Raw genomic sequence first — 25202 nt, 5'->3', positions numbered from 1 at the left:
CCGAACCACAGGCCGCCTGTCGGCACGGCGTCTACTCTCGTGCACCACGACCGTGAGGTCTTTCGCACCGGCGCACAGTCGTTGTCCGCAGACGCCCCGCTGCCACGCAGTACGCCCCCCGCCCGAACTGCCGTCGGCCCTCTCCCCACACCGTGGCGAGAGGGCCGACCGCGTCCGGCCAAGCACAACCGATTCCCTGGCTGTTCATGTCGGGGAACATCACTGGATGCCGACAGCTACTCGGCGAGTGCTTGCCGCAGGGCGTCACGTCGCGATCTGAGTTGCCGCAGGGTGTCGGCCCGCCGGGGCTGATGCCCATTCGCCGCCTACGGATCCGCTGGGAACGACGTGTGCTTCGGTACCGCGAGCCCGACGACCGAATACGACGGAGGTCGGTCGTGATCCCGGTCGGGGTGCGCCCTCCGCGCCCTCCGCGCCCTCGAGTTCGCCGGCACTCACAGCAGGATCCGGAACGGGTGCTCGAGAACGTCCACGAACGCCTTCATCCACTCGGCCGCGGTGGCGCCGTCCACCGACCGGTGGTCGACGGCGAGAGTCAGACGCAGAACGGACGCGACGTTGATCGCACCCTCGTCGACGACCGCCTCCTGCCGCACCGCGCCGACGGCCAGGATCGCGGCCTGTGGCGGATTGATGATCGCCGCGAAGTCCTCGGTGCCGTACATGCCGAGGTTGGTGATCGTGATCGTGCCGCCTTCCAGTTCGTCCTGCTGGAGCCGGCGCTCCTTCGCACGGGCGATCAGGTCCTTCGTCGCCTTGGCCACGCCGCTCATCGACAGCGAGTCCACGCCGCGGACCACCGGGGTGACCAGACCGCCGTCGGTGGCGACGGCCACAGCGATGTCGACGTCCGAGAAGTGCCGGATCGAGGTGTCGTTCCACTGCGCGTTCATCGCGGGAACGCTCACGTGCGCGGACGCGATCGCCTTGACGAGCAGGTCGTTGATCGACACCTTCACGCCCTCGCCGGCGTTGATCTGTTGCCGCAGCTCGAGCAACGCGTCGACGCGTGCGCCGGCGCGCAGGTAGAAGTGCGGCGTGTTCTGCTTGCTCTCCGTCAGGCGGCGGGCGATTGCCGTCCTCATCCGCGTGTTGGGCACGTCCACGAATCGCGGCCCGGCCGCCGAAGTCGCGCTTGTCGAGATCTCGGCCCCGGTGTCGGCGGGCAGTGTTTCCTCCGGCTCCACCGAGGTGACGACGGCTGCTTCGACGTCGGCGCGCCGGATTCGTCCGTGCGGGCCGCTCCCCACCACAGCTTTCAGATCGACTCCGAGTTCACGCGCGCGACGACGTGCCAGCGGGCTGGCGAAGATGCGCTCGCTGTTGTCCGACGCGGCCACGGCGGGCGCCGGAGCGACCGTGCCCGCCGGCGTCGCGGGCTCTTGCGGCGCCGTCGCCGAGGCGGTGGACGCCGTCACCGGCGCCTGTCCGGTACCCAGCGAAGCCACCAGGGCGTCCACCTCGGACGCCGGCTCGTCCTTTGCCCCCCAGACCGCGATCGGCGTACCCACCGCCACTGTCGTGCCCGCTTCCACCAGGAGGCGAAGCAGTACGCCGTCGTTCTCGGCTTCCACGTCGACCGTGGCTTTCTCGGTCTCCACGGTGACGATCGGGTCGCCGGCTGCGTAAGGGGTGTTCAAGCCGACGTTCCAGGCTTCCAGGATCGCCTCCGTGGTGTTGGCGGCGACCTCGGGCATGCGCATGATCTCAGCCATTGTTCTGCCCCTGCGTGATCTCGCGGAGCTTGACGACGACTTCCTCCGTGGAGGCGAACGCGGCGCGCTCCAGTACCTTGCTGATGCTCGGCGACGCCTCGCCACCCGTCACGCGCTCGATCGGGGCGTCGAGCCAGTCGAACAGCCGGCGTTGGATCTCGTCCGCGAGCCAGCCGCCGTAGGAGGTACCGATGGCTCCCTGCTCGGCGATGAGCACGTTGTTGGTCTTCATCACCGATCGGGTGATCGTGTCCCAGTCGAGGCTGGCCCGGTCCAGCCAGCGCAGGTCGATGACCTCGGCGTCCACTCCCGTCTCTTCGACGGCGGCCAGAACGGCGGGCGTCATCGCCAGGTAGGTGACGATGGTCAGGGCCGCGCCCTCGCGACGTACGGCTGCCTTGCCGACGGGAAGGTAGTGGTCGTGGTTCTCCGGCAGTCCGGGCCCGGTGGAGTTGTACAGGTCCACGTGCTCGAGGACCACGACCGGGTCATCACAGGCCAGGGCCGTGTTCATCAGGCCGACGTAGTCGAACGGCGTCGACGGAGCGACTATTCGCCAGCCGGGTGCCGTCGCGAAGATGCCGGCCGGGTCCATCGAATGCTGCGATCCATAGCCGGTGCCGGTGGCGACCTTGCTGCGCAGGACGAACGGCACCTTCCCCTCGCCTCCGAACATGTGGCGGGCTTTTCCTATCTGGTTGAACAGTTGGTCCGCCGCCACCCACATGAAGTCGGCGTACATGAACTCGACGATCGGGCGGAACCGGCCGTCGAGAGCCAGTCCGCCGCCGAGGCCGGCGAACGCGTTCTCCGAGATCGGGGTCCCGAGTACGCGGTCGGGGAACGTCTCGCTCAGACCGCGGGTGGCGCCATTGGTGCCGCCGTTGAGCCGGTGCACGTCCTCCCCCATCACCACGACACGAGGATCGGTCTCCAGGCGGCGTCGCATCACGTCGGCGACGGCGCCGATGAACTTGACATCGGTCAAGCCGTCAGCGAAGTCCTCGGCGTCGGTGAACTCGATCTCCGCCAATTCCGACAGGTCGCCCCGGACGCCTTCATCGACGAACGCCGGGTCCGGCCACTCCGAGGGCCGGATGCGTCGCTCACCCGGCTTGCCGCCCGGTCGCGGTTCCAGGAGTACGTCGCCGAGTTCGGACATCAGAGTCTTGGCGCGCTTGATCGTCTCCGCGACCGCCCTCTTGCTGAGGATTCTGCGTCGCACCAGGTGTTCCACCATGGTGTCGATCGGGTCGCGTGCGCGCCACTGCGCTTCCTCCTCCTTGGTGCGATACCGGAACGCCGAGCCGGGGAAGGGACCGTTCTGGTGGAAGTAGCGGTACACATCGGCTTCGATCATCGTCGGACCGTTGCCGCCGCGCATGTGTGCGAGGGCCTGCTGCGTCACGAGGTACACGGCCAGCGGATCCATGCCGTCGACCTTCCAGCTCCGGATGCCGAAGCCCGGGCCGCGGCCGGACAGCCTTGGCTCGGCGGTGACTTCGGACACGTGGGTGGAGACGGCGTAGAGGTTGTTCTCCACGAAGAAGCACAAGGGCAGCGACCACGCCGCCGCAAGGTTGAAGCTCTCCAGCGTGGATCCGATGTTGATCGCGCCATCGCCGAAGAACGTGAAGGTCACCGCGTCGGTGTCGGCCTTCTTGTGGGCCCACGCGGATCCGGCCGCCAGCGGTACCCCGCCACCGACGATCGCGTTGGTCCCGATGGCGCCGGCCTCGTGCCACTGCAGGTGCATGCTGCCGCCTCGACCGTGGCTGAAGCCCCGGTCCAGTCCGCATATTTCGCGCAGGCTCCGCAGGAGTACGGCCCGTACATCCTCAGCGAACGGCTTTGTCGGGTCTATGCCCTTCGGGTACAGATGGGCGAGCACCTTGGCGAGGAACTGGTGATGGCCACGATGCGACCCGTTCGCGGTGTCCTCTGACGTAAGGGCGAAACACGCACCGACCGCGCCGCCTTCCTGGCCGATGCTGGAGTGCGCAGGGCCGTGGATGAGCCCGTCGGCGGCAAGCTCCAGGACGTACTCCTCGAAGGTCCTGATCAGCACCAACTGGCTGAACATGCCCGTCAAGAGTACTGGAGCCGCGGCGTCCCAGTCGTCCTGGGTGACGACGAACTCCGACCACGCGGCGTTCGCTTCGAGCGTGTGTTCCGCAGGCATCGGGAGCCTCCTTCAATCGACCAGCGTGCAAGCGACCCTGCCACACGATTGGATCCAATTTCAAGAGTGTGCTCGACTTCCGGCGGCCACTGGCGCACCATGGAAGTGCATTTGTATCCAAGGGAGGAAGATCATGGCTCTACCTGGCCTCGTACGCCTGGATCACATCGGATTCACGGTGCCGGACTTGGACCAAGCGCACACGTGGCTCGTGGACGTCCTGGGTTGTGAGTACCTGTACTCGCTCGGCCCGTTCAGCGGGGCAGGGGACTGGATGTCGGTGCACCTGAACGTGGACGCGCGCACCGTCATGCGACAACTGCGCTTCTACCGGTGCGGCGAGCAGGCCGTCTTCGAGGTCTTCGAGTACCGAGCGGACGCGCAGCAGAAGGTCGTCCCACGCAACAGTGACGTCGGCGGTCACCATGTCGCGCTCTACGTCGAAGACCTGGACGAAGCAGTATCGTTCCTGAGAGCGAGAGACGTCCCCGTGCTGGGCGACCCGACCGTCAGCACCGGACCGTCGGAGGGGCAGCGATGGGTCTACTTCCTCTCACCATGGGGAATGCAGTTCGAGCTGGTGTCCTATCCTGGCGGCAAGGCCTTCGACCGTGACCCGTCAAAGTTCAGAGGTGACCGCACTTGACTCCTGAGCACGCTCGCGATCCGCGCGGGTCGGACAGCGTCAGGAGTCAGCACATCGCCGGCATCCTCCGCGAGGAGATCCTCGCCGGCGAGCTGACTCCCGGCACTTGGCTGCGCCAGGACGAACTCGCGGAGCGCCTCGGCACGAGCCGGATCCCGGTCCGCGAAGCGCTGCGGATCCTGGAGTCGGAGGGACTCACGGAGTCGTTCCCCAATCGAGGGTCGCGGGTTCCTGTGCTCAGCCTCGAAGACGTGAACACCTACTACCGGATGCGCGAGCGACTCGAGCCGCTGACTCTGGCCGAGAGTCTTCCCCATCTCACTGATCACCACCTCGCCCGCCTGGAGCACATCCAGGACGAGATCGAGAACCAGAGCGACGTCAACCGGTTCCTTCTTCTGGACCGCGACTTCCACATGGCGACCTACGCGGGTTGCCCCAGCGACCACCTGCTGGCCATGACGGAGCGGCTCTGGAACTCCACCCAGCACTATCGCCGTGCGTTCATGGTGCTCACGGACCCTGACCGGGCCACGATCGTCAACGCCGAGCACCGGCTGATCCTCGACGCCGTGCGGCGCCGTGACGCCGAAGACGGTGAGCGGTACCTCACGGGGCACATCCGCCGCACGAGGGTCGAACTCACGGCTCACCCCGAGCTCTTCGCCGAAAAGCGGTGACGCGGGGCTGACTCCTGCGGCGGCCGGCCAGGCGGGCGCCTTCTGAAGTTCCCTCCTGATCGCTCGGGTCGCCGACGGAGCGATCTCCGCGTCGGTACTCGACGCCCGTCCCGGGAGCGGGACGCCGGCGCGCGTGCCGGACTCGGCGCGAATGGACCGTCCCGCGCGCGGCATGCGCATGAGCGTCCGCTTCGGCCCTCACCCCTGAGAGCCGACCCTCTCATCACGTCGCGGACCATTCTCAGATGGGCCACCTCGAATGTATCCAACTGGACGCAAGCGAACGGCATCAGCCTTACATTTCCCTGGCACACCCTCCCTACGGAACCTACAATGGATCCAATCAAGGCTCATGGAGTGCCCCACATCACGAGGAGAGCGCCGTGCCCATCGCTACTGTCAACCCCGCCACCGGTGAGCTCGTCGAAGAGTTCGCTTCACTCACGAAGGAACAGGTCGATCAGCGGCTGACGCAGGCAGAGGCCGCGGCCGCGATGCTGCGGGCGACCGACTTCGACACTCGGGCCCGGTGGATGCGGGCAGCCGCAGACCTGGTCGAAGCCGAGGCAGCCCACACGGCGCAAAGACTCACGATCGAGATGGGCAAGCCGATCACGCAGGCCCGCGGGGAAGTCCTCAAGTGCGCGCTCGCGATGCGGTTCTACGCCGACAACGCCGAAAGCCTGTTGGCCGACCAGGCGCTCGCCGACCCGGGCACGGTCAAAGCCTCGGCTGCCTACACCTCCTACGAGCCGCTGGGCGTCGTTCTTGCCGTGATGCCGTGGAACTATCCGATGTGGCAGGTGATCCGCTTCGCTGCGCCTGCGCTGATGGCCGGCAACGTCGGCCTGCTCAAGCACGCCTCGAACGTTCCGCAGTCCGCGATGTACCTCGACACGCTCTTCGAACGAGCGGGCTTCCCCCTCGGATCGTTCCAGACGCTCCTCATCGGCTCGGCCGACGTCGAAGCAGTCGTCCGCGACCGGCGCGTCGCCGCCGTGACGCTGACCGGTTCCGAGCCGGCCGGGCGGTCGATCGCGGCTGTCGCGGGCTCAGAGGTGAAGAAGGCGGTGCTTGAGCTGGGTGGGTCCGACCCGTTCATCGTGCTGCCCTCCGCCGATGTTCGCGCGGCCGCCCGAACGGCCGTGACCGCTCGTACGCTGAACAACGGCCAGTCCTGCATCGCGGCCAAGCGGTTCATCGTCCACACGGAGGTGTACGAGGAGTTCGTCGAGGCCTTTGTCGCGGACACAAAGGCGCTGACCGTCGGCGACCCGCTCGACGAGGAGACCGAGATCGGGCCGATCGCCACCGAGTCCGGTCGACGCGAGCTCGTCGAACTCGTCGACGACGCCGTCGCGAAGGGTGCCGTCCTGCGGTGCGGTGGGTCGGCGGTCGGTACTGCGGGGTGGTTCTTCGAGCCGGCGGTGCTGGAGGAGGTCACCCCCGAGATGCGCGTGTACCGGGAGGAGGCCTTCGGTCCGCTGGCCGTGGTTCACCGGGTCGACGACATCCAGCAGGCCGCGGTGCTCGCCAACGACACGACCTTCGGCCTCAGCTCGTCGGTGTGGACCACTGAACCGGACGAGGAGCGGTTCCTGATCACCCGCCTCGAGGCAGGTGCCGTCTTCGTCAACGGGATGAGCGTCTCCTACCCCGAGCTGCCTTTCGGCGGCGTGAAGGACTCCGGCATAGGCCGCGAGCTCGCCGCGGAAGGCATCCGGGAGTTCTGCAACCTCAAGACGATCTGGAAGAACTGACGGGCGACGTCGGTCTCCTCGGACCGTGCGCGATGGACTCGGCAGACGCCCGTCGGCTCCTCGCGCGCGGTCCGGCACCGTGGCCTGGAACCGTCTCCCCACGCCGATCGCCGAGCTGGTCGAAGCCGGCGCTCGACCAGCAGCCTCGCCAGGGGAGGCGGTCGGCGCGCCGATGTCCTTCTCGATGCTCGCCGACGACATCGCCACCGACTCGCTCCGAGCCGGTGAACACTTCCAGCACTCGACCGACGGGTACATGTCTGCCTTGCGTCCATCAGTCCTGCAGCCGCCGGTAGGGCCGCTCGCAGCCGGCCGAGACCGCCACCCATGAGGTGCACCTCGACCTGCCGACAGCTCCCGCGCTCGCCGAATGTTCAGCGAAGGCGGCCGCATCATCAACGCCCATGCTCCTCGACAAGACCCGCCACCCGATCGAGAAGCCGACGAGACCCCCCTTGCCCACCGAACTCACCGCATAGCCTCAAAACGAGATCACGTGGGTGCGGCAGTGGGCCTGTCGCTCCATCAGCGCGCGGGGCGCTTCTCGAACTTGCTCTGCGAGAAGATCCGTGCCTTCACGGAGGTAACGGTAGCCGGTGGCCTGGGAGAACCCGGCGTTCATGTGAGCCGCACGACCCGGTCGTGGTTGTCAGGCGTACCGCAAGGACCGGGCGCACGTCACCCCGCGACAGCACTCCGAAGAGTTCAGTGGTCGAAAAGCCCGACGAAACGTGGCAGCGACGCGTCGAACGCGTCGTCGTACGACATCGATGCGAACTCGTAGAGGGAGCGACGGCCAGGGGCACCCGCGCCGGCCGCCCTCAGTGCTTTGTCGAGCCACTCCCGGGCGACCACAGCTGCTCGGCCGGCCTCGACCACGGCCTGCACGAGACCGACCTCGCGGGCCCTCTCGGCGGTGAACGGCTCGCCGGAACCTATGTTCTCCATCGCCAGGCGCGGCCCGATCCGATGAATGATGGGCACTTGCGCGATCATCGGCCACATCCCGGCGCTGACCTCCATCGTGCCGATCCGCGCACTGTCCACCGTGACGGCGAAGTCGCAGGCCGCCACGAACGAGGCGCCCCCGGCGAGCGCGTCGCCGTTGACGGCAGCCGCGACAGGCAGACCCAGACGCGGGAAGATCCGGAGGGTCTCCATCAATGCCTTGCCGAACAGGGCCGGGTCCGCACCCGCCTTGATGGGAGCGATGTCGAGACCGCCGCAGAAGGTCTCACCTGCGCCGGTGAGCAGGACGGCGCGGATGTCCGGGTTGTCGTCACACTCCTGCAGCCGGGCGCGGAGGTCGGTGAGCATGCCTGGGTTCAGCAGGTTCCGCTCACCATTGTGAATGGTCAAGATGCTGGTAGCGCCGACCACTTCTTGCTCTATGCCGCCGCTCCAGACGCTGTCCACGTTCTTCATCATCCGAGTCCTCTCACTTCGTTGACTGTTCGTCGAAAACGGCGCGTCCGATGCCTGGCACGTCGACCTTGCTGCGCCGCGATGCGTCTCTACTGCGTTCTCGCCCCAGGCATCAGAGCACTCGGAGGATGTCTTCGACGCGGTCCTTGGCGTCGCCGAAGAGCATCGAGGAGTTCTCACGGTAGAAAAGCGGGTTCTGGACACCGGCGTACCCGGAGGCCATGGAGCGTTTGAAGACGATGACGTTCTCGGCGTTCCAGACCTGGAGGACGGGCATGCCGGCGATGGGTGAGCCCGGGTCCTCGGTGGCGGCGGGGTTGACGGTGTCGTTGGCGCCGATGACGAGGACGACCGCGGTTTTGTCGAAGTCGTCGTTGATCTCGTCCATCTCCAGCACGATGTCGTAGGGGACCTTGGCCTCGGCGAGCAGGACGTTCATGTGGCCCGGCAGCCGGCCCGCGACCGGGTGGATGCCGAACCGCACGTTGACGTCTCGGTCCCTGAGTTTGCGGGTCAGCTCGGCGACGCCGTGCTGGGCCTGGGCCACGGCCATGCCGTAGCCGGGGGTGATGATCACCGAGTCTGCCGACCCGAGGAGCTCGGCGACGCCCTCGGCGGTGATCTCGCGGTGCTCGCCGTAGTCCTTGTCGTCGGCCGGGCCGGCCTCGATGCCGAAACCGCCGGCGATCACGGAGATGAAGGACCGGTTCATCGCCTTGCACATGACGGAGGAAAGGTAGGCACCCGAGGAGCCGACCAGGGCGCCGGTGATGATCAGCAGGTCGTTCTCCAGCAGGAATCCCGATGCCGCGGCCGCCCAGCCGGAGTAGGAGTTCAGCATCGAGACCACGACCGGCATGTCACCGCCGCCGATCGAGGCGACCAGGTGCCAGCCCAGCGCCAGCGCGACGATGGTGACCGCGACCAGCAGCCACAGCGCCGGGTCGATCACGAACCAGGTGGTCAGCACCGCGAACGCGGCCAGGGCACCGAGGTTGAGGTAGTTCTTGCCGGGCAGCATCAGCGGGGACGACTTGATCCGTGCCGCGAGCTTGAGGAACGCCACGACGGAACCGGTGAAGGTGACCGCGCCGATGAAGACGCCGATGAACACCTCGGCGGAGTGGATCCCGAGCAGTTCCTGAGCCCCCAGCACCTTGGCCTCGGCACTGACCGTGCCGTCCAAGGTGGACTCGACGTGCAGGTAGCCGTTCCAGCCCACCAGCACCGCGGCCAGACCCACGAAGGAGTGCAGCAGGGCGATCAGCTCGGGCATCCCGGTCATCTCCACGACCCGGGCCCGCCACAGACCTATCGCGGCACCGATCGCCATGGCGCCGATCATCAACGCCAGACCGACTCCGGAGATGTCACGGTGGACCGCCAGCGCGATCGTCGCGGCCAAGGCCACCGCCATGCCGCCGATGCCGTAGGTCTTGCCGGCCTTGGCGGTCTCGTGATGGGACAGTCCGGCCAGCGCCAGGATGAAAAGCAGGGCCGCGACGATGTAGGCGGCCGCCGCGGCGGTCTCGACAGTCATCAGATCAGACATGACAGGGCCCTTCAGCTTCTCGAGAACATGGAGAGCATCCGGCGGGTCACCGCGAAGCCACCGAAGATGTTGACCGATGCCAGCAGGATCGCGATCGTCGACAGCACCGTGACCGCCGCGCCGTTCGGGGTCTCACCGTGGCCGATCTGCAGCAGGGCGCCGACCACGATGATTCCTGAGATCGCGTTGGTCACGCTCATCAGAGGCGTGTGCAGGGCGTGGTGCACGTGCCCGATCACGTAGTAGCCGATCACGATCGCCAGCGCGAACACCGTCAGGTGTCCCAGCAGCGCCGACGGGGACAGTGCCGTCAGCAGGAACAACACCGTGGCGCCGGCCCCAACCGCGGTGTACCGCCGCTGGATCGACACCGGCTGCTCGGCCTGGGAGCCGACCGGCTTCACCTCAGAGGATGCGGAAGCGGGAGCGGCTGCTGGAGCGGCGGACACCTGGACCTGCGGCGGCGGCCAGGTGCACTCGCCGTCGCGCACCACGGTCATCGACCGCTGCACCACGTCGTCGAAGTCCAGCACCAGCCGGCCGTCCTTGCCCGGGGTCACCAGCTTCATCAGGTTGACCAGGTTGGTGCCGTACAGCTGGGACGCCTGCGCGGGCAACCGACCGGGCAGGTCGGTGTAGCCGATGATCGTCACACCGTTGGCCGTGACCACCACCTCGTCGCTGACCGTGCCCTCGACGTTGCCGCCGCTCGCGGCGGCCATGTCCACGATCACGCTGCCCGAACTCATCGACGCCACCATCTCCGCGGTGATCAGCGTCGGCGCCGGCCGGCCCGGGATCTGTGCCGTCGTGATCACGATGTCCATCTCGACGATCCGGTCGGCGTACAGCTGGGCCGCGCGGGTGTTGTAGTCGTGCGACATCTCCTTGGCGTAACCCGTCGCCGACACCTCCAACTCGCCGGCATCCTCGGGCTCGACCGAGAGGTACTCGCCGCCCAGCGACCTGACCTGGTCGGCGACCTCCGGCCGCGGGTCGGTGGCGTACACGATGGCACCCAGGCTTCCCGCCGCACCGGTCGCGGCCAGACCCGCCACCCCCGCACCACAGACCAGCACCTTGGCCGGCGGCACCTTGCCCGCAGCCGTCACCTGACCGGTGAAGAACCGGCCGAAGACATGAGCGGCCTCCACCACCGCGCGGTAGCCCGCGATGTTCGCCATCGACGACAACACGTCCAACGACTGCGCCCGCGAGATACGCGGCACCGCGTCCATCGCCAACGCCGTGATCGGCCGCTTCGCCAGGTCCTCCACCAGCGCAGGGTTCAACGCCGGGCTCATGACGCCGATGACGGTCGCGCCCGGCTTCATCCCGTCCAACTGCTCGGACGAGAGAGCATTCACCCCGAGCACGACCTCCGCTGCCAGCGGGTCACCGATCCTCGCACCGGCCTCGGCATACGCCTCGTCCGGGAAGCTCGACAACGCACCAGCACCCGGCTCCACCACGACGTCGTACCCCAGCTTCACCAGCTGGACCACCGAGGCAGGAGTCGCGGCAACGCGCGTCTCGCCGCGGCGGGCTTCGCTCACGATTCCGATCAGCATTCCCATAACTCCAGGGTGTCGATGTTGCAGAGCACTCGGCGGAACCTCGGGTACACAAACCAGGAGCGCCATCCAAGGCGAGTGCGGACCTTGGACGGCGCTTGCCCGGGTGCCTGGGATCAGGCGACGGGCTTCGACAGTCCGCCGTCGACGCGCAGCACCTGGCCGGTCACGTAGGAGGCGTCATCGGACGCCAGGAACACCGCCGCGGCGCCGATTTCGGCGGGCTCGGCCCACCGGTCGAGGCGAATGCCGAGCCCCTTGGCCATGCCGGCCCGAACCTCTTCGGCGCTCTTGCCCTGCTGCTTGCCCATGCCCTCCGTCTTGGTGAGCCAGCCCTCGGTCTTCGTCATTCCGGGGGAGATCGCGTTGACCCGGATGTTGCTGGGAGCCGCCTCGGTCGCCAGGTAGCTCGTGAGCGCGACCACGCCCGCGTTCACGATGGCCGTGGGAGCGGTGTTGGGAATCACCGCGTGAGCGGTGGCGCCGACAACATTGACGATGCTGCCGCTGCCGGTCCGGCTCAAGTACGGGAGAGCGGCCTGCGAGACGCGAAGGAACCCGATCAGCTTCGTGTCGAAGGCCGAGGCGATGACCTTCTCGTCGACCTTGTCCAGGGTGGACGGCGCGAGCTGCGGCCCCGCGTTGTTCACGAGGATGTCAAGGCTGCCGTGCCACGCGTGCACCTCCGCCAGCACCCTGCTGACGGAATCCGTGTCGGTGACGTCCATGACGACGGGGAGCACGTCCTCGGCGCCGGCTCCAGCGGTGAGACGACCGGCCGCAGCCTTGACGGCAGCCTCGTCCCTGGCCGCGATCGCCACCTTGGCGCCACGCTCGAGCAGCGCCTGAGCGATGGCGAAGCCCAGGCCTCGACTACCACCGGTCACGAAAGCCGTGCGGCCTTCCAAGTTCCAACCTGCAGCCATGTTCGGCTCCTCCAGTCAGCGGGTCATTCCTTACCGTGGAGAGTGGATCTGAAGCGCCGAGGCCCCTGCAAGCGCGGTTAACGCAGGGTTCACGAGCGGCCTGTCGGGCCGTCTCGCACCTTCCGAACGGGTAACGGTGCGAGGCGGAGACTGCGCCCAGCCTGCACTGAGGTCGAAGGAGGGAGGGGTGATGGAGGTCCTCAGCCTCGCGGTACCCCAAGAAATACGGAGTGCCGGTGGTCGCCGCACCCGTGGAGCGCGCTCGCGCGCCACTGTTGCGATCGGGACCTTCGACGGCGTTCATCTCGGTCACCGCCAGGTCCTCCACGGGTGCGACACAGTGCTCACATTTGACCCTCACCCGCTGCAGGTGCTCGACCCACGCCAGGTACCGAGTCTGCTGAGCGATCGCCGACGGAAGCTTCAGAAACTTTGCAGCTTGGGAATCAGGCGCGTGGCGATCGTCCCGTTCGACCGAGCCTGGTCGCGGGTCTCTGCCGAGGACTTCATCGAGGATGTCGTTGTCGACCAGCTCGGCGCGGAGTTCGTCAGTGTCGGCCAGGGCTTTCGATTCGGCGCCCGGGGCGCCGGGACGACGACCACTTTCGAACAGCACCCCGAGCTCAGCACCCGGGTCGTCCCGCTCGTCACGTGGGGCCCTGCCCGTGAGCCGATCTCATCGACGCGCATCCGCAGGCTGATCTCCGACGGCGACGTCGAATTGGCCGCCGACCTGCTGGGAGCCCCCCTGGCCCTTCCGGCAGTCGTGAGCGACGACGGGCGGCTGCTGATCTCGCACGAATACGCGCTGCCCGCACCCGGGCTCTATCTCGGGTACGTCGACAGTCGTCCCTGCGCGCTACGAGTGCGTCAGGACCGCACGGTCGAGGTCAGGGTGACAACGCGGACCGGCACCCATGTCGAGGTGACGTTCGTGAAGCATGCCTCATAGGCCGAGCCGCCGTTCCACTGCTCCCGCAGGTGTTCGGGTTCCGCGGACCACGCGCCTGGGCGTGCGCCGTTCACAGCGCTTCCCAAAGGGAAGGATCGAAGTCGACGAGGAAGAGCGCGAAGTGGGTCCCGCCGACATCACCGTCGCGGTGTCGGACTTCACCTGGTCCGGACCGGTGTACCGGAAGGGCCCGAGGCCGACGCCTGCGAAGGCTGTCGATCCTGGCATCGGTGGCCACTCCCGGATGCCTGCAGGCGTCTCACACCCTCCTGAGCCGTTTAGTATTACTGCACACAGTCCTGGGCAACGTCCGGCGCCGATCAACGACCGCGCGTGGACCGCATGCCGGAATCGAGGAGGGAACGGACCCCGTGGAACCCGAAGCACGCGCTCGCCTGCGCGCCGCTCGCACTGCGGCAAAGCTCGGCGTTCGTGAGTTGAGTCGCCGCGTCGGCATCTCACCGAGCATGCTGTCCCAGATCGAGAACGGGCACTCCGAACCCTCGGTCGCCACTCTCTACTCCCTGGTGTCGGAACTCTCGATCTCGTTCGATGAGCTCCTCGCCGGACCGCGGGTGGAGCACCGTCCCGGCCCACCGACGCCCCCCGCGTCCCCTGTTGTGGCGCCCGACCAACGAGCTGTGCTGGTGATGGACAGCGGCGTCACCTGGGAGCGGCTTACGCCCAGCCCTGACCCGCTTGTCAACGCACTGCTCGTGACCTACCCGCCTGGCAGCAGCTCCTCCACGAACGGAGGGTTGATGATTCACCAGGGACGGGAGTACGGCTTTCTGATGTCGGGGCGCCTGACCGTCCGCCTCGGGTTCGAGACGTACAGCCTTGAACCCGGCTCGTCCATCAGCTTCGACTCTGCGGTTCCCCACTTGTACGTGAACGAGAGCGACGAGCCGGCGAGGGGCCTGTGGCACGTGGTTGCGGGCTGCGGTGCGTCGGGAACCGAGGGCTCGATCCCCACCTGCCACCCCACTGACGCCCGGCGGGGAGGAAGCCGCTCGTAAGGACCCGGCTGCTCAGCGGGAGTTGACGTCGCTCGTTCTCCAGGTGTTAAGTATTACTGAACAGCGTGTATCAGGCCTCATGCAGGCGGTGCACCTGCGTCTCCAACACCCGCGACTGTGCGCTTGGCAAAGGACTTGTGATGGCGATTCCGACGTTTGGACCGAACGCGGTCGACTGGGAAACCCGCGTCGACATGAACAGGCTCCGCGACGAGCGGCTGGCCCGTCTCCGCGAGTCGTTGGAGCGGTCCGACCTCGGAGCGGTCCTGGCCTTCGACTTCTCCAACATCCGCTACATGACCTCAACGCACATCGGCACCTGGGCAGTCGACAAGATGATCCGGTTCTCCCTGCTGGTCAGGGGAGGTGAGCCGATAGTCTGGGACTTCGGTTCAGCCGCCAAGCACCACCAGCTGTACAACCCGTGGTTGGACTACTCGAAGGCCCACGCGGACGGTGATCCGCACGGAGCCCATCACGGGGCCGATGCCCGCAACCCGAGTGGCGCTCGCGCCGGCATCTCGACGTTGCGCGGCGCCATCAACCCTCTGGTCGGCATGGGCGACTCCGTCGCCCGGAAGATCAAGCACGAGCTCGAGCTGTACGGGCTTCTGGACGAGCCGCTCGGCGTCGACGTCATCGAGCTTCCGGTCCTGATGGCCCTGCAGAACGCGGGCATCACGGTGGTCGACGGCCAGCAGGTGTTCCTGGAGGCCCGACGCATCAAGACACGTGACGAGATCCACCTGCTCACCCACGCTTGCTCGATGGTCGACGCCGCCTACGAGAACCTCTATGAGTTCCTCCGGCCGGGTGTGCGCGAGAACGAGTGCGTGGGTGTGGTGGCCAAGACGCTCTACGACCTCGGCTCGGAGTTCGTCGAAGGTGTCAACGCGATCTCCGGGGAGCGGTGCGCACCACACCCCCACGTCTTCTCGGACCGCATCGTGCGGCCCGGGGACCCGGCGTTCTTCGACATTCTGCACAGCTACAACGGCTATCGCACGTGCTACTACCGCACGTTCGCTGTCGGCAGTGCCTCATCCGCCCAACGGGACGCCTACACGCGCTGCCGTGAGTACATGGACGAAGCGATCAGCCTCGTCCGGCCCGGGGCCACGACGGCCGACATCGTGTCGGTGTGGCCGACGGCCCAGGAATTCGGGTTCCCCGACGAGGAAGCCGCCTTCGCGCTTCAGTACGGCCATGGTGTCGGGCTGTCGATCTGGGAGAAGCCGGTGTTCTCCAGACTTGTCTCCCTCGAGCACCCCGAGGTGCTCGAAGAGGGCATGGTGTTCGCGCTGGAGACCTACTGGCCGTCGAAGGACGGCTGGGGCGCGGCCCGGATCGAGGAGGAGCTCGTGGTGACCGCGGACGGGTGCGAGGTGATCACCAAATTCCCAGCGGAGGAGCTTCTCGTCGCCGGCCAGCGCTACTACACCGTCTCGGGACCACTGTCGACCCAGCGCGACTCCCAGTCGCATCTGAACACGGTCGCCGGGACCGCGTCCAGCCACCGAAACGGCTCTGCCGACCTCTGACCGACAGGCTGTCCCAAGCCCGTTGAGCCGCGGGGCCGCGAGCCGCCGATTTTGCCCGTGAGCCAGGTCCGCACACCCCCTCACGGAACTCCGTCTCCAGGTTCCACTTCTTGTCAGCAGAACCCTCGTCCGGCCCGCTGGTCACGGCCTTGCGTTACGAGGGGAACCTCACCCAGCCGCCCGACACCTTCCTCTCCCCTCCGCGCGGTGGAAAGCGCCGGCCGACCCGGCTCGGCCTTGAGGTCGCAGCGGAGGCGAGGTCGACGCGGCGTGACACGCACGATGCCTGCACTCTGCCCATCGACCACCGGCCCGTCGGCCGTACGGTCACGGCTCGGTGGGTGCAGGCGTTCGTCAGCCTCGTCGAGAAACCGTGCGGATCGTGACGTGACGTCCAGAGCGTTGAAGGACAAATGAGCCTGTCCGAGCAAGACTCTCAAGCGAAGACTCCCCCTGTCGCCTGGAGCGTGGCGCTGCGAGGTGCCGTACGAGGCAGGTCCATGGCGCAGACGACCACGGCCGCCCTGATCGTCGGGTCAACTCTGTTCATGGTCAACCTGTATGCGCAGGTCCGGGACGGCCCGTTCACGTGGGTACTCACGATGCGCATCGCCCTGACCTTCCTCGTGCCGTGGTTCAACGCGACGATGGGGATCGCGATCGGCTCGCGGAAACCTGGTGCCTCACCACGCTGTCAGAACGAGCCTGCGGATATGACCGGACCCCAGGAGTCTGCCTCACCTTCACCCCGATCCAGCCGCTTCCAGGCAGGATCCGTCGAAAGGTAACTCTCATGTCGCTGGTGCCTCTACTCACGTCCGATCAGTTCTCATCGGTCGACCAACCCGCTCTCGCCCAAGGGGTGAATCTCTACGGCGACGTGCTGAACACCTGGGCGGCCATCGGTAACAGCCCCGGCTTGCTCGCCAAATACCTGCCGTTCCTCGGGCAGCTCAACGGCCCGGGCGCGTTGGATCAGCGTGTGAAGGACCTGGTCGCCGTACGCGTCGCCGTCCTCAACCACTGTCGCTACACGGCGAGTCACCGATGCTCGTCCGCGCTGGCCAAAGGGGTGACGGTCGACGAGCTCGGCGCCGTTGCGAACGGTAAGCTCGAAGGCTTCACCGAGCAGGAGCGGCTCGCTCTTCAGCTGGCCGAGGAGATGACGGTCGCCCTTCCGACGGTCCCCCTGGAAAGTGACCACACCGGCGTCTCGAGGAGTGTCCGCGACGACGTACAGCGGGTGTTCGACGCAGCGGCGCTGGTCGAGCTTGTCATGTGCATCAGCGTGTGGAATGCGTTGTCACGCTTCCACCGTGTCATGGACTTCGAGATGGACATGCCGGAGGCACCCGCTCCTGTGGCAGCCCAGCTCTGACACCGCGTAAGGCACTGAGGCCGGTCAGGCAGGAGCCTGGCCGGCCTCACGCTGTGCGCGGATGAGCTGCACGCACGGCGAGCCGCCTGCGAACGTCCTGCGCTCATGGCGGCCGTCCCGCTCTCAGGCGAGGCGAGGCGAAGAGGTAGCGCGAGCCGTCGTGCGGGCCGTGAACCGGTGGTCCGCGGCACGTTGGAATCCCTAGTGCCCAGACAACATGTTGTGGTCAGGAAACTGCACGTGAGACATGAACAGGACCCGTCGGAACGCTGCTTCTCCGCGCCGACGCCGGCCCCGCCGCGCAAAGAACGCGCGGATGCGGCGCGCAACCGCGCGGCGATACTCGAGGCCGCCGCAAGACTGTTCGACGAGCATGGCGCGGACGGCCCCTCCATGGGCCAGGTGGCAGCCGCCGCAGGTGTCGGCAAGGGCACCTTGTTCCGTCGCTTCGGCGACAGATCCGGACTGGCCACCGCGCTGCTGACCGTCCGCGAGCAGGCACTGCGGGAAGCCATCCTGCACGGCCCTCCCCCACTGGGTCCGGGGGCCCCGGCGTGCGAGCGCCTCGTGGCATTCTTCGATGCCTACGTCGACCACCTGATCCAGCACCTGGATCTGGTCCGTACATCGGAGACCTCGACCGCGGGCGCGCGCTACCGGGCCCAGGCCTACCTTTTCTGGCACCGCCATGTGACGACCCTGCTCCACGCCGTACCTGACCCGCGGGCCGCCGCCCACACGCTTCTTGCCACGCTGTCCGCCGAACACGTCTCCGCGCTCCTCCCCGAACTCGGCGAGCACAGACTCCGCGCCTGTCTGACCCGCCAGGCCCGCATCGCACTGCATGAGCCCGGGAATCGCACTTCGCCGAAGGTCTACGGTCAGTGGCCTGCGTAACCTCCCAGGAACCTGGTCGAGTGCGTCAACCGGCTCCGATACAGCGCTACTTGCCTCGGCGATCCTCCAGGGCCTGCGCCCCCGGTGCACGCCGGGCGCGCCACCTCGACGGCGGCGCGTCGGCGAACGTGCCCGAGCTCCAGGGGGAGACGCTCGGCGCAGCCCTTTCGCTCCACCCCCGTTACAGGGGCTTCACCGCTCCTGCGAACCGGGGCCGCCGGCACGCCCCGTGTCGGTACACGAGCCCTCCTCCATCAGGCCCCTCCATGTTCAGGGCCTGGAAAACAGGCGCCCATCCGACGCGGCAGCCGAGCCGCAGACCTGCTCGTGATCATCCGTACGACCCTGACGGCCCGCCCGAGATTCCGACGGAACCGTCACGAAAAGCCGAGGTCAACGGCGTGTCGGCACGATTAACACCCCATTAACGTCGCCTGGCTAAACTCCAAGGAAATCAACGAAGCGTCAGCCGATTGTGGCACTGATTTCCCGGCTTCTAACCCGTTGAGGGCAGGTTCACAAAACGGGTTCGCCAATTCCCCGTGACGTTCTGTCGAGTGGAATGTGGATGGCAACCCGATAAGAACAGTCCATGCACGATGGTACCTGGTGAAGTAGAGAGGGTGGCGTTTGATGCGAACTGGCGACGAGTACTTGGAGTCCCTCAGAGACGGGCGCGTTGTCTGGGTCGGAGGTGATCGGATCGACGATCTCACGACGCACCCGAAGACCAGGGCAGCGGCCAAGAGCTTTGCGAAATTCTACGACCTGCACCACGAGCCCGAGACGCAGGACATGATGACCTTCGTCGACGACGACGGAGTGCGTCGTTCGATGATGTGGTTCCATCACGGGGACGCTGCGGGGCTGCGGCGCAAGCGTGTGTATCTGGAGACCGTGGTCCGGGAGCTCGACGGCGGATCGATCGGGCGGACTCCGTGCGCGAACAACTACGGCCTGGTCACCTACGAAGAGGACCCGCAGCCGTGGAGCGACCAGTCCGTGGGTACTGGCGGGCGTGACCTGACCGTGGGCATCCGCAAGTTCCTGAAGCTGGTGAAGGAGGGCGACCTCAACTGCGCCTTCGCCTTCATCGACCCTCAGATCGACCGGTCCAGGCAGCACGCGGCCAAGACCGCGCTGCGTGTCATGGAGACGCGCGACGACGGCATCGTGGTCAACGGTGTCAAGGCCGTGGTCACCGGTGCGCCGTTCGCCGACTACCTGCACATCGGCGTCTTCTACCGCCCGGGAATCGAGAGCGAGCAGGTCATCTACGGCGCTGTTCCGGTGAACGCGCCGGGCGTCACGATAACCTCCCGCGAGACGACGGTGCGTGAGGACCCCGCCAACCACCCGATTTCCTCGGCCGGTGACGAGCTCGAATGCACCGTCATCTTCGACAACGTGTTCATTCCGTGGGAGCTCGTATTCCACATCGGAAGCCCCGAGCACGCTTCGCTGTACCCGCAGCGCATCTTCGACTGGACGCACTACGAGGCGCTCATCCGGCAGATGGTCCGGGCCGAACTCATGGTCGGTCTCGCGATGCTGATGACCGAGCACCTCGGCACCTTCCAGATTCCGCCGGTCCAGGCCCGCGTGGCGCGTCTCGTCGAGTTCTACCAGACGATGCGGGCCCACGTGATCGCGTCCGAGACGGAAGGGTTCATCTCGCCTTCGGGGCTCTACAAGCCGAACGTCCTGCTCTTCGACTTCGGCCGGTCGTACTACCTGGAGAAGTACGCGGACATGAGGAACGAGGTGATCGACCTCGCCGGCCGCGCCTCGCTCCTGTTCCCGACCGAGGATCAGTGGAACAACCCCGAGCTTCACGACTGGCTGGCACCGCTGCAGGAAGGTGCGGTCGGCGAGCCCTATGACCGCCTGCGCATCTCGCGTGTCATCCGTGACCTGTTCCTCTCCGACTTCGGGGACAGGGTGAGCACCTTCGAGCAGTTCAACGGGACCCCGTTGCTCGGCACTCGGATGCGCACGATGACCCGCTCGGAGCTGTCACCCTCCGGGCCGATCACGCAGCTTGCCCGGAAGGTCTGTGGCCTTCCGGAGCCCGAGGCCCCCGAGGTGACGGCTTACACCGAGCAGGCCGAATATGCCCGACGCCTCGACGGCGTGCGGCTCGAGGGCTCACAGGTCCGCTGAGCCGACGACGGTGCAAGGGCGGTTCGTGGCGGTTGTCGGCCGCGAACCGCCCGCCCTCACCGTCACCCCTGGGCAGAGGCCCGATGAGGATCAGGAATAACTGGGCGAGGGATGCCGGCCCAGGCACCTTCGCGTGTGAACGGAGATAATGGCATGGCCTATTACATTGCCCGTGCGGCGGACCGGAAGTTCTTCGACGTCGAGGGCGTTCCGGGTCTTCGGCAGGCGCTCTTGGTCGGACACGAGCAGGGTGCTGATCACCTGGAAGTGAGCTTGTACGAGCTGGCTCCCGGGGCGACGACGGGCTGGGCGCGCTGCCCGTTCGAGGAGTCGTGGTTCATCACCGGCGGATCCGGCGAAGCAGCCTTCGCCGGGCTGCGCTACGAACTTGGTTCCGGCGACTACGGTGTGGCGCCTGTCGGCGTGGCCCACTCGCTCTCCGCCGGTGATGAGGGACTGACATGGCTCGGGGTACGCGCACCGAAGCCGCCGACGTTCGACGGAGCCCGTAGCAGCATCGCCGCCAAACCCGCTCCGGGTGAGAACCTCGGCCGGCCGTCCGAGACGGACCCCCGGCATCGCTTCGTCGGGCACTTCGAGGACTCGGACATGGCCCCGTACGCCCAGCTGTCGATGCCTGGCTACCACGGTCCCAACGTCAAGAACATCAGCCTCAGGATGATGGTCGACCAGCTCCTGGGAGCACAGCATCACACCGTCTTCGTGTGCGAGATCGCACCGAAGTCCGGCCCGGGCAAGGCGGCCAAGGTCCACTACCACCCGTTCGAGGAGATCTACTACTTCACCTCCGGCGGGATGCGAGGGACCCTCGACGGCCACGACGAGGTCATCCAGACGGGTGATCTGGTGTGGGCAGGCACCAACGGCACACATGGTTTCGTCAACGAACGGGACGAGCCGGCCCGCTGGATCGAAGTGCAGTCGCCGATTCCTCCGACTTCGGACGGCTTCTTCTTCCCGGACGACTGGAGCAAGGTCCCGGACGAGCACTGAGGATCACTGACGAGCACTGACGAGCACGGAGGCTCGAGGATCGATGGGTGACTCCGATTCCGACAGACCAAGCGCCTCCAAGGCGCCAGGTCGCCAGCATCGCGCGATCATCAGACGGAAACTGGCCATGCCGGAGCCTGGCAAAGGCGTCGTCGTCCGCGACCGGCTGAGTCAACGGTTGAAAGGGCTGCTCGAGCGCCACACTGTGGTGAATGTGTTCGCGACGGCCGGGGCCGGCAAGACCACGGCAGTGGCCCTGGCCGTCAGTGAACTCGACAGGCCCGTTGCCTGGCTGTCACTCGACGGTACGGAGCAGGCGGCGGGCCGGCTGCTCGTCTATCTCGAGGCGGCGGTCGAGGGCGCTGTCCCCAGCGAAGCCGATGTGGCGACTGATGCCCTGAGCAGCAGTCTTCACATCGGCGAGGCAGCCGGGCTGCTGGCTGAGAGCCTCCAGGGGAGTCGGCTCATTCTCGTGTGCGACAACGTGGAACGAATCGCCCCCGATGAAACGTGCATCGTCGTGCTGTCGTCCTTCGCCCGCTACCTGCCGTCCGGCGTGAACCTCGTACTGATCTCGCGTGTCGATGTCCGCCTCGACCCGGGCTCGACGAGCGAGCGTGACCGGGTGGGTGAGCTGGTCGAGAGCGATCTCGGTTTCGACGCTCAGGAAGCGGGCGCAGCACTTCGATCTGTCGGCCGTGTCGACGTGAATCCGGCTCAGGCGGTGGCGGCGACAGGGGGCTGGGTCACTGGCGTCCTGTTCGAGGGCTGGCGTCATGCGCGGCCGTGCGAGCTGGATCCCGACTCGCTGCGGTCCTATGTCGCAGCGAACGTCTTCAACTCGCTTTCCCTGGTCGAGAGGACGTTCCTCCTTCATACGAGTCTGTTGGAGGAGGTGTCCGTCGAGGGCGCCCAGGCCCTGGGGCAGGAGAACGCGGCGCAGGTCATGGTGGATCTCCGCGCCCGGCATCTTCCGGTGACGTGGTCCTCGGACGGTTCGCGAATGACGCCGCACCCGGTGTTTCGCGACTTCCTCCAAGAGGCTCTGGGGCGGGAAGAGGCCAAGACGCTCGGCGTGGTTCGCCGCAGGCACGCCGAGGTTCTGATCGCCCGCGGCGAGCACGAGGAGGCCGTCGACGAGTTGCTCCGGCTCGGTGACCTGGAGGCGGCTGGGCGGTCGGCTGCCGTGGCACTCCCCAGTCTCGTTGCACGGATGGACTTCGCGCCGGCGGCACGCTGGCTCGATGCCCTGGGAGCGTCGGTCCGGACTCTGACCCCGAAGATCGGATCGGTCATCCTGCGCGTCGCGTTCGCACTCGAGCAATCTCATCGTGGAGTGGAACTCGTCGATCGCCATGGCTACGGCTGGCTGCCGGAGCAGGGAGATCCCGACTTCGAAGAAGCCCACGTCCTGGCCTGTTGGTGCCTTTGGCACTCGGGGCGGATCAGGGACGCGCAGTCCATTGCCGACCGGCTGCCACCGGGTCGGAACTGGCTCATCGCGCAGACGCTGATCGCGCTGGCCACCGGCGAGAAGCAGCCCCCCTTTCCCGAGTACTCGACCATGCCGTCCGGCCCACTCGACGGTTTGCTGATGCGGCTTGCTTTCATGCGCGGTCGCCTTGAAGGACTCGACGACCCGGGTTCGTTCGATCCGTGGCGCACGGTACTCGGCGGCCCTTGGGTCGTCGCCGCGCTGCGCGCCACCGGGCGACTCGATGCCGCGATGTCGATGTTCGAACCTCGCAGTGGTTCATCGCAGCCGGTCTGGCTGCATGCCGTCGACGCCGTCGATCTCATGCTCGACCTCGGCCACGGAGAGGAAGCCTGCGCGGCCATCAAGCGAGGAAGGGAGCTCATCGCGTCGACCGGCTCGAAGGTCTACAAGAACATGAGCCTGCTCGTCGAAGCCAAGCTGTGGCTGCGCCTCGAGGGTGACACACAGCGTGCCGACCGCGTGCTGGCGGAGGCGACTGCCAACGGAGTCTCGGAGTATGCCCTCACCCGGGAGACGTGGCAGATGTGGTCGGGCCTGTCGATGCTCCTGCAGAACAGAGATGCCGAGGGACACGAGCACCTCTCGGAATGCCTCCGGAGCATGCAGCAGGGAGACCGCCATCTCGATCTGCCGACGGCTGCCGTGTACCTGGCCGAGGCACAGTGGCGTCTCGGCCTCGAAGATGAGTCCGACGCCACGGCCGAACTTGCGATGGACTCCGCCTCGACGCACAGAACGAAGCACCTGCTGCTGACGGCTCTGGCGGATGTCCCGTCGGTTGCCGCCAGGGCTGCGGACACCAAGTCCAGTCGCATGTCGCCCTGGCACGAGATCCTCGCGGTCCTGTCGGGCCAACATCCCGTACGCGTGAACGCGAGTACGCCCCGACTGGTGCTCGAGGAGTTCGGCGAACCGACCCTCACGGTCGACGGAAGCGTGGTTCAGCTTCGGCTGACGAAGAGTGTCGAGCTGCTCAGCTACTTGCTCTGGACACCCGATCGCAGGGCTACCCGCGAAGAGCTTCTCGGGGCGCTCTTCGGTGGCCGCAATGATGCCGCCGGCCGAAGCTACTTGCGACAGGCGCTCTACCGGCTTCGCGAGGTACTGCCCGACGGCCTGGGCCCGGCGCATGACGGCGACGTCGTTCAACTGGTCGGCCCCGCGCTGGCCATGGGTTCGGCGCAACGGGCCGTCGATCTCGTCGCCCAGGCCGGGAGGCAGGACGGAGAGATTCGTCTCCGGACTCTGTCGCTCGCCCTCAGCATTTCTGAAAGGGGGCCGTATCTCGCAACGGTGTCCGGGGATTGGGTCGTGGAGCGTCGGGCAGTCCTGGCGGAGACCATCTTGTCGGCTCGGGTCGCCGCGGCCAGGCTCGCGTATCGAATGAACCGTTATCGCGAGGCAAAGGGACTGGTCGACCACGTGCTTCGCGAAGACCCGTACCGCGAGCAGGCCTGGCAGCTCGCCATCGGGCTGGCGCATGCCAGCGGCAGCGATGACGCCGTGCTGGCGCTCTACCAACGGTACGTCGCGCGGATGCGGGAGCTCGGCGTGCCACCGTCCGACGAGGTTCGCCGACTTGTCGTGCGGCTGCGCCGTTAGCTCGGGCCGATTTCGCGTCGATAAACATGTCGTCAGTCACACTCAGGCCGGCTGGATACAGGAAACGCTCAAGCCATCTCGTCACAGGCAATGGAGGCATCATGGGTGCATCGACCGCGCAGGAGATGCGTGCCGCATTTCGCGGGGCAATGGCGCGCTTCACGACCGGCGTTACGATCGTGACCACCACAACTCCGAACGGACCGGCAGGGATGACAGCCAGTGCTGTTGCGTCTGTTTCCCTGGATCCGCTCTTGCTACTGGTGTGCGTCGGAAACACCCTTGCGACGAGGGACGCCATTTCCGGCTCCGGAGTCTTCGCCGTCAGCGTCCTTTCGCAGGGCCAGGAACGGCACGCGCTTCGGTTCGCGAGCCGGTGTGACGACAAGTTCGCCGGCGTCGGGCTGCGAACCGACCACGACCTCCCCATAGTCGACGGCTCAGTCGCTCATTTCGTTTGCAACGTGAGCGAAGAGATCGCCGGCGGCGACCACACGATCTTCATCGGCGAGGTGGTCAAGTGCGGTTACTCCGTCGCCCCGGAACCCCTCGTGTACTTCGGTGGAAAATTCGGCAGCCTCTGCGATCCCCGTTCCCATGCGCAGCTGGAGCTCGACTGGCAGCTCGCTTCATCGGTGTAGCAGGACTCCGCCCAGG

Annotated in this window: 19 protein-coding genes; 13 read left to right on the top strand and 6 right to left on the bottom strand. The window is 66.8% G+C overall.

Going from position 1 to position 25202, the window contains the following annotated elements:
- Positions 1-455 precede the first annotated feature (455 nt).
- Both ACFV0T_RS11280 and ACFV0T_RS11275 read right to left on the bottom strand, forming a co-directional pair.
- A complete protein-coding gene (locus ACFV0T_RS11280; protein WP_385776917.1) occupies positions 456-1736 on the bottom strand; it encodes a dihydrolipoamide acetyltransferase family protein in 1281 nt (426 codons plus the stop codon).
- Positions 1729-3918: a dehydrogenase E1 component subunit alpha/beta gene (locus tag ACFV0T_RS11275; RefSeq protein WP_385776915.1), complete on the bottom strand. Its 2190-nt coding sequence runs from the start codon at positions 3916-3918 to the stop codon at positions 1729-1731. The genes ACFV0T_RS11280 and ACFV0T_RS11275 overlap by 8 nt, the downstream gene beginning before the upstream one ends.
- 133 nt (positions 3919-4051) lie before the next feature.
- On the opposite strand from ACFV0T_RS11275, the gene ACFV0T_RS11270 reads away from it, so the two are divergent.
- The 3 genes from ACFV0T_RS11270 (at position 4052) to ACFV0T_RS11260 (ending at position 7004) form a co-directional block, all read left to right on the top strand.
- Complete coding sequence (locus ACFV0T_RS11270; protein WP_385776912.1) at positions 4052-4564, top strand: VOC family protein; 513 nt, start codon at positions 4052-4054, stop codon at positions 4562-4564.
- A complete protein-coding gene (locus ACFV0T_RS11265; RefSeq protein ID WP_385776910.1) occupies positions 4561-5244 on the top strand; it encodes a GntR family transcriptional regulator in 684 nt (227 codons plus the stop codon). The genes ACFV0T_RS11270 and ACFV0T_RS11265 overlap by 4 nt, the downstream gene beginning before the upstream one ends.
- Before the next feature lie 383 nt (positions 5245-5627).
- Complete coding sequence (locus tag ACFV0T_RS11260; protein ID WP_385776908.1) at positions 5628-7004, top strand: NADP-dependent succinic semialdehyde dehydrogenase; 1377 nt, start codon at positions 5628-5630, stop codon at positions 7002-7004.
- A gap of 705 nt (positions 7005-7709) precedes the next feature.
- Here the strand turns inward: ACFV0T_RS11260 and ACFV0T_RS11255 are convergent.
- The 4 genes from ACFV0T_RS11255 to ACFV0T_RS11240 all read right to left on the bottom strand — a co-directional run bounded on the left by ACFV0T_RS11255 (position 7710) and on the right by ACFV0T_RS11240 (position 12481).
- Entirely contained in the window at positions 7710-8432 is a 723-nt protein-coding gene (locus tag ACFV0T_RS11255) for an enoyl-CoA hydratase/isomerase family protein (protein ID WP_385776906.1), read from the bottom strand.
- A gap of 109 nt (positions 8433-8541) precedes the next feature.
- Positions 8542-9969 carry a Re/Si-specific NAD(P)(+) transhydrogenase subunit beta gene (gene pntB / locus ACFV0T_RS11250; protein ID WP_385777016.1) on the bottom strand — a complete coding sequence of 476 codons (1428 nt, stop codon included), beginning with the start codon at positions 9967-9969 and terminating at the stop codon, positions 8542-8544.
- 23 nt (positions 9970-9992) lie between these two features.
- Positions 9993-11552, bottom strand: a complete 1560-nt coding sequence (locus ACFV0T_RS11245; protein ID WP_385777014.1) for a Re/Si-specific NAD(P)(+) transhydrogenase subunit alpha — start codon at positions 11550-11552, stop codon at positions 9993-9995.
- Positions 11553-11671: 119 nt separating this feature from the next.
- Entirely contained in the window at positions 11672-12481 is an 810-nt protein-coding gene (locus tag ACFV0T_RS11240) for an SDR family NAD(P)-dependent oxidoreductase (protein ID WP_385776903.1), read from the bottom strand.
- A 190-nt stretch (positions 12482-12671) separates the two neighbouring features.
- Between ACFV0T_RS11240 and ACFV0T_RS11235 the strand changes: the two genes are divergently transcribed.
- The 10 genes from ACFV0T_RS11235 to ACFV0T_RS11190 all read left to right on the top strand — a co-directional run bounded on the left by ACFV0T_RS11235 (position 12672) and on the right by ACFV0T_RS11190 (position 25186).
- Entirely contained in the window at positions 12672-13433 is a 762-nt protein-coding gene (locus tag ACFV0T_RS11235) for an FAD synthetase (protein WP_385776901.1), read from the top strand.
- A gap of 371 nt (positions 13434-13804) precedes the next feature.
- On the top strand, positions 13805-14452 hold the full coding sequence (locus tag ACFV0T_RS11230; protein WP_385776898.1) for a helix-turn-helix domain-containing protein: 648 nt from the start codon (positions 13805-13807) through the stop codon (positions 14450-14452).
- Between the two features lie 140 nt (positions 14453-14592).
- Positions 14593-15993: a M24 family metallopeptidase gene (locus ACFV0T_RS11225; protein WP_385776895.1), complete on the top strand. Its 1401-nt coding sequence runs from the start codon at positions 14593-14595 to the stop codon at positions 15991-15993.
- 500 nt (positions 15994-16493) lie between these two features.
- Complete coding sequence (locus ACFV0T_RS11220) at positions 16494-16781, top strand: hypothetical protein (RefSeq protein WP_385776893.1); 288 nt, start codon at positions 16494-16496, stop codon at positions 16779-16781.
- Between the two features lie 5 nt (positions 16782-16786).
- Positions 16787-17371: a carboxymuconolactone decarboxylase family protein gene (locus tag ACFV0T_RS11215; protein ID WP_385776891.1), complete on the top strand. Its 585-nt coding sequence runs from the start codon at positions 16787-16789 to the stop codon at positions 17369-17371.
- A 240-nt stretch (positions 17372-17611) separates the two neighbouring features.
- Entirely contained in the window at positions 17612-18268 is a 657-nt protein-coding gene (locus tag ACFV0T_RS11210; protein ID WP_385776888.1) for a TetR/AcrR family transcriptional regulator, read from the top strand.
- 633 nt (positions 18269-18901) lie between these two features.
- The gene (locus ACFV0T_RS11205; protein WP_385776886.1) at positions 18902-20431 is read left to right on the top strand and encodes a 4-hydroxyphenylacetate 3-hydroxylase N-terminal domain-containing protein; all 1530 of its coding nucleotides are present in this window, start codon (positions 18902-18904) and stop codon (positions 20429-20431) included.
- Positions 20432-20584: 153 nt separating this feature from the next.
- Complete coding sequence (locus ACFV0T_RS11200) at positions 20585-21445, top strand: cupin domain-containing protein (RefSeq protein WP_385776883.1); 861 nt, start codon at positions 20585-20587, stop codon at positions 21443-21445.
- Positions 21446-21488: 43 nt separating this feature from the next.
- Entirely contained in the window at positions 21489-24545 is a 3057-nt protein-coding gene (locus ACFV0T_RS11195) for a BTAD domain-containing putative transcriptional regulator (RefSeq protein ID WP_385776881.1), read from the top strand.
- 101 nt (positions 24546-24646) lie between these two features.
- Positions 24647-25186 carry a flavin reductase family protein gene (locus ACFV0T_RS11190; protein ID WP_385776879.1) on the top strand — a complete coding sequence of 180 codons (540 nt, stop codon included), beginning with the start codon at positions 24647-24649 and terminating at the stop codon, positions 25184-25186.
- Positions 25187-25202: the final 16 nt, after the last annotated feature.

Source organism: Streptomyces sp. NPDC059582, assembly GCF_042735715.1.
Taxonomy (GTDB): Bacteria; Actinomycetota; Actinomycetes; order Streptomycetales; family Streptomycetaceae; genus Streptomyces.
Note: the sequence above shows the minus strand (reverse complement) of the source record. Positions and strands in the feature narration are given on the sequence as shown.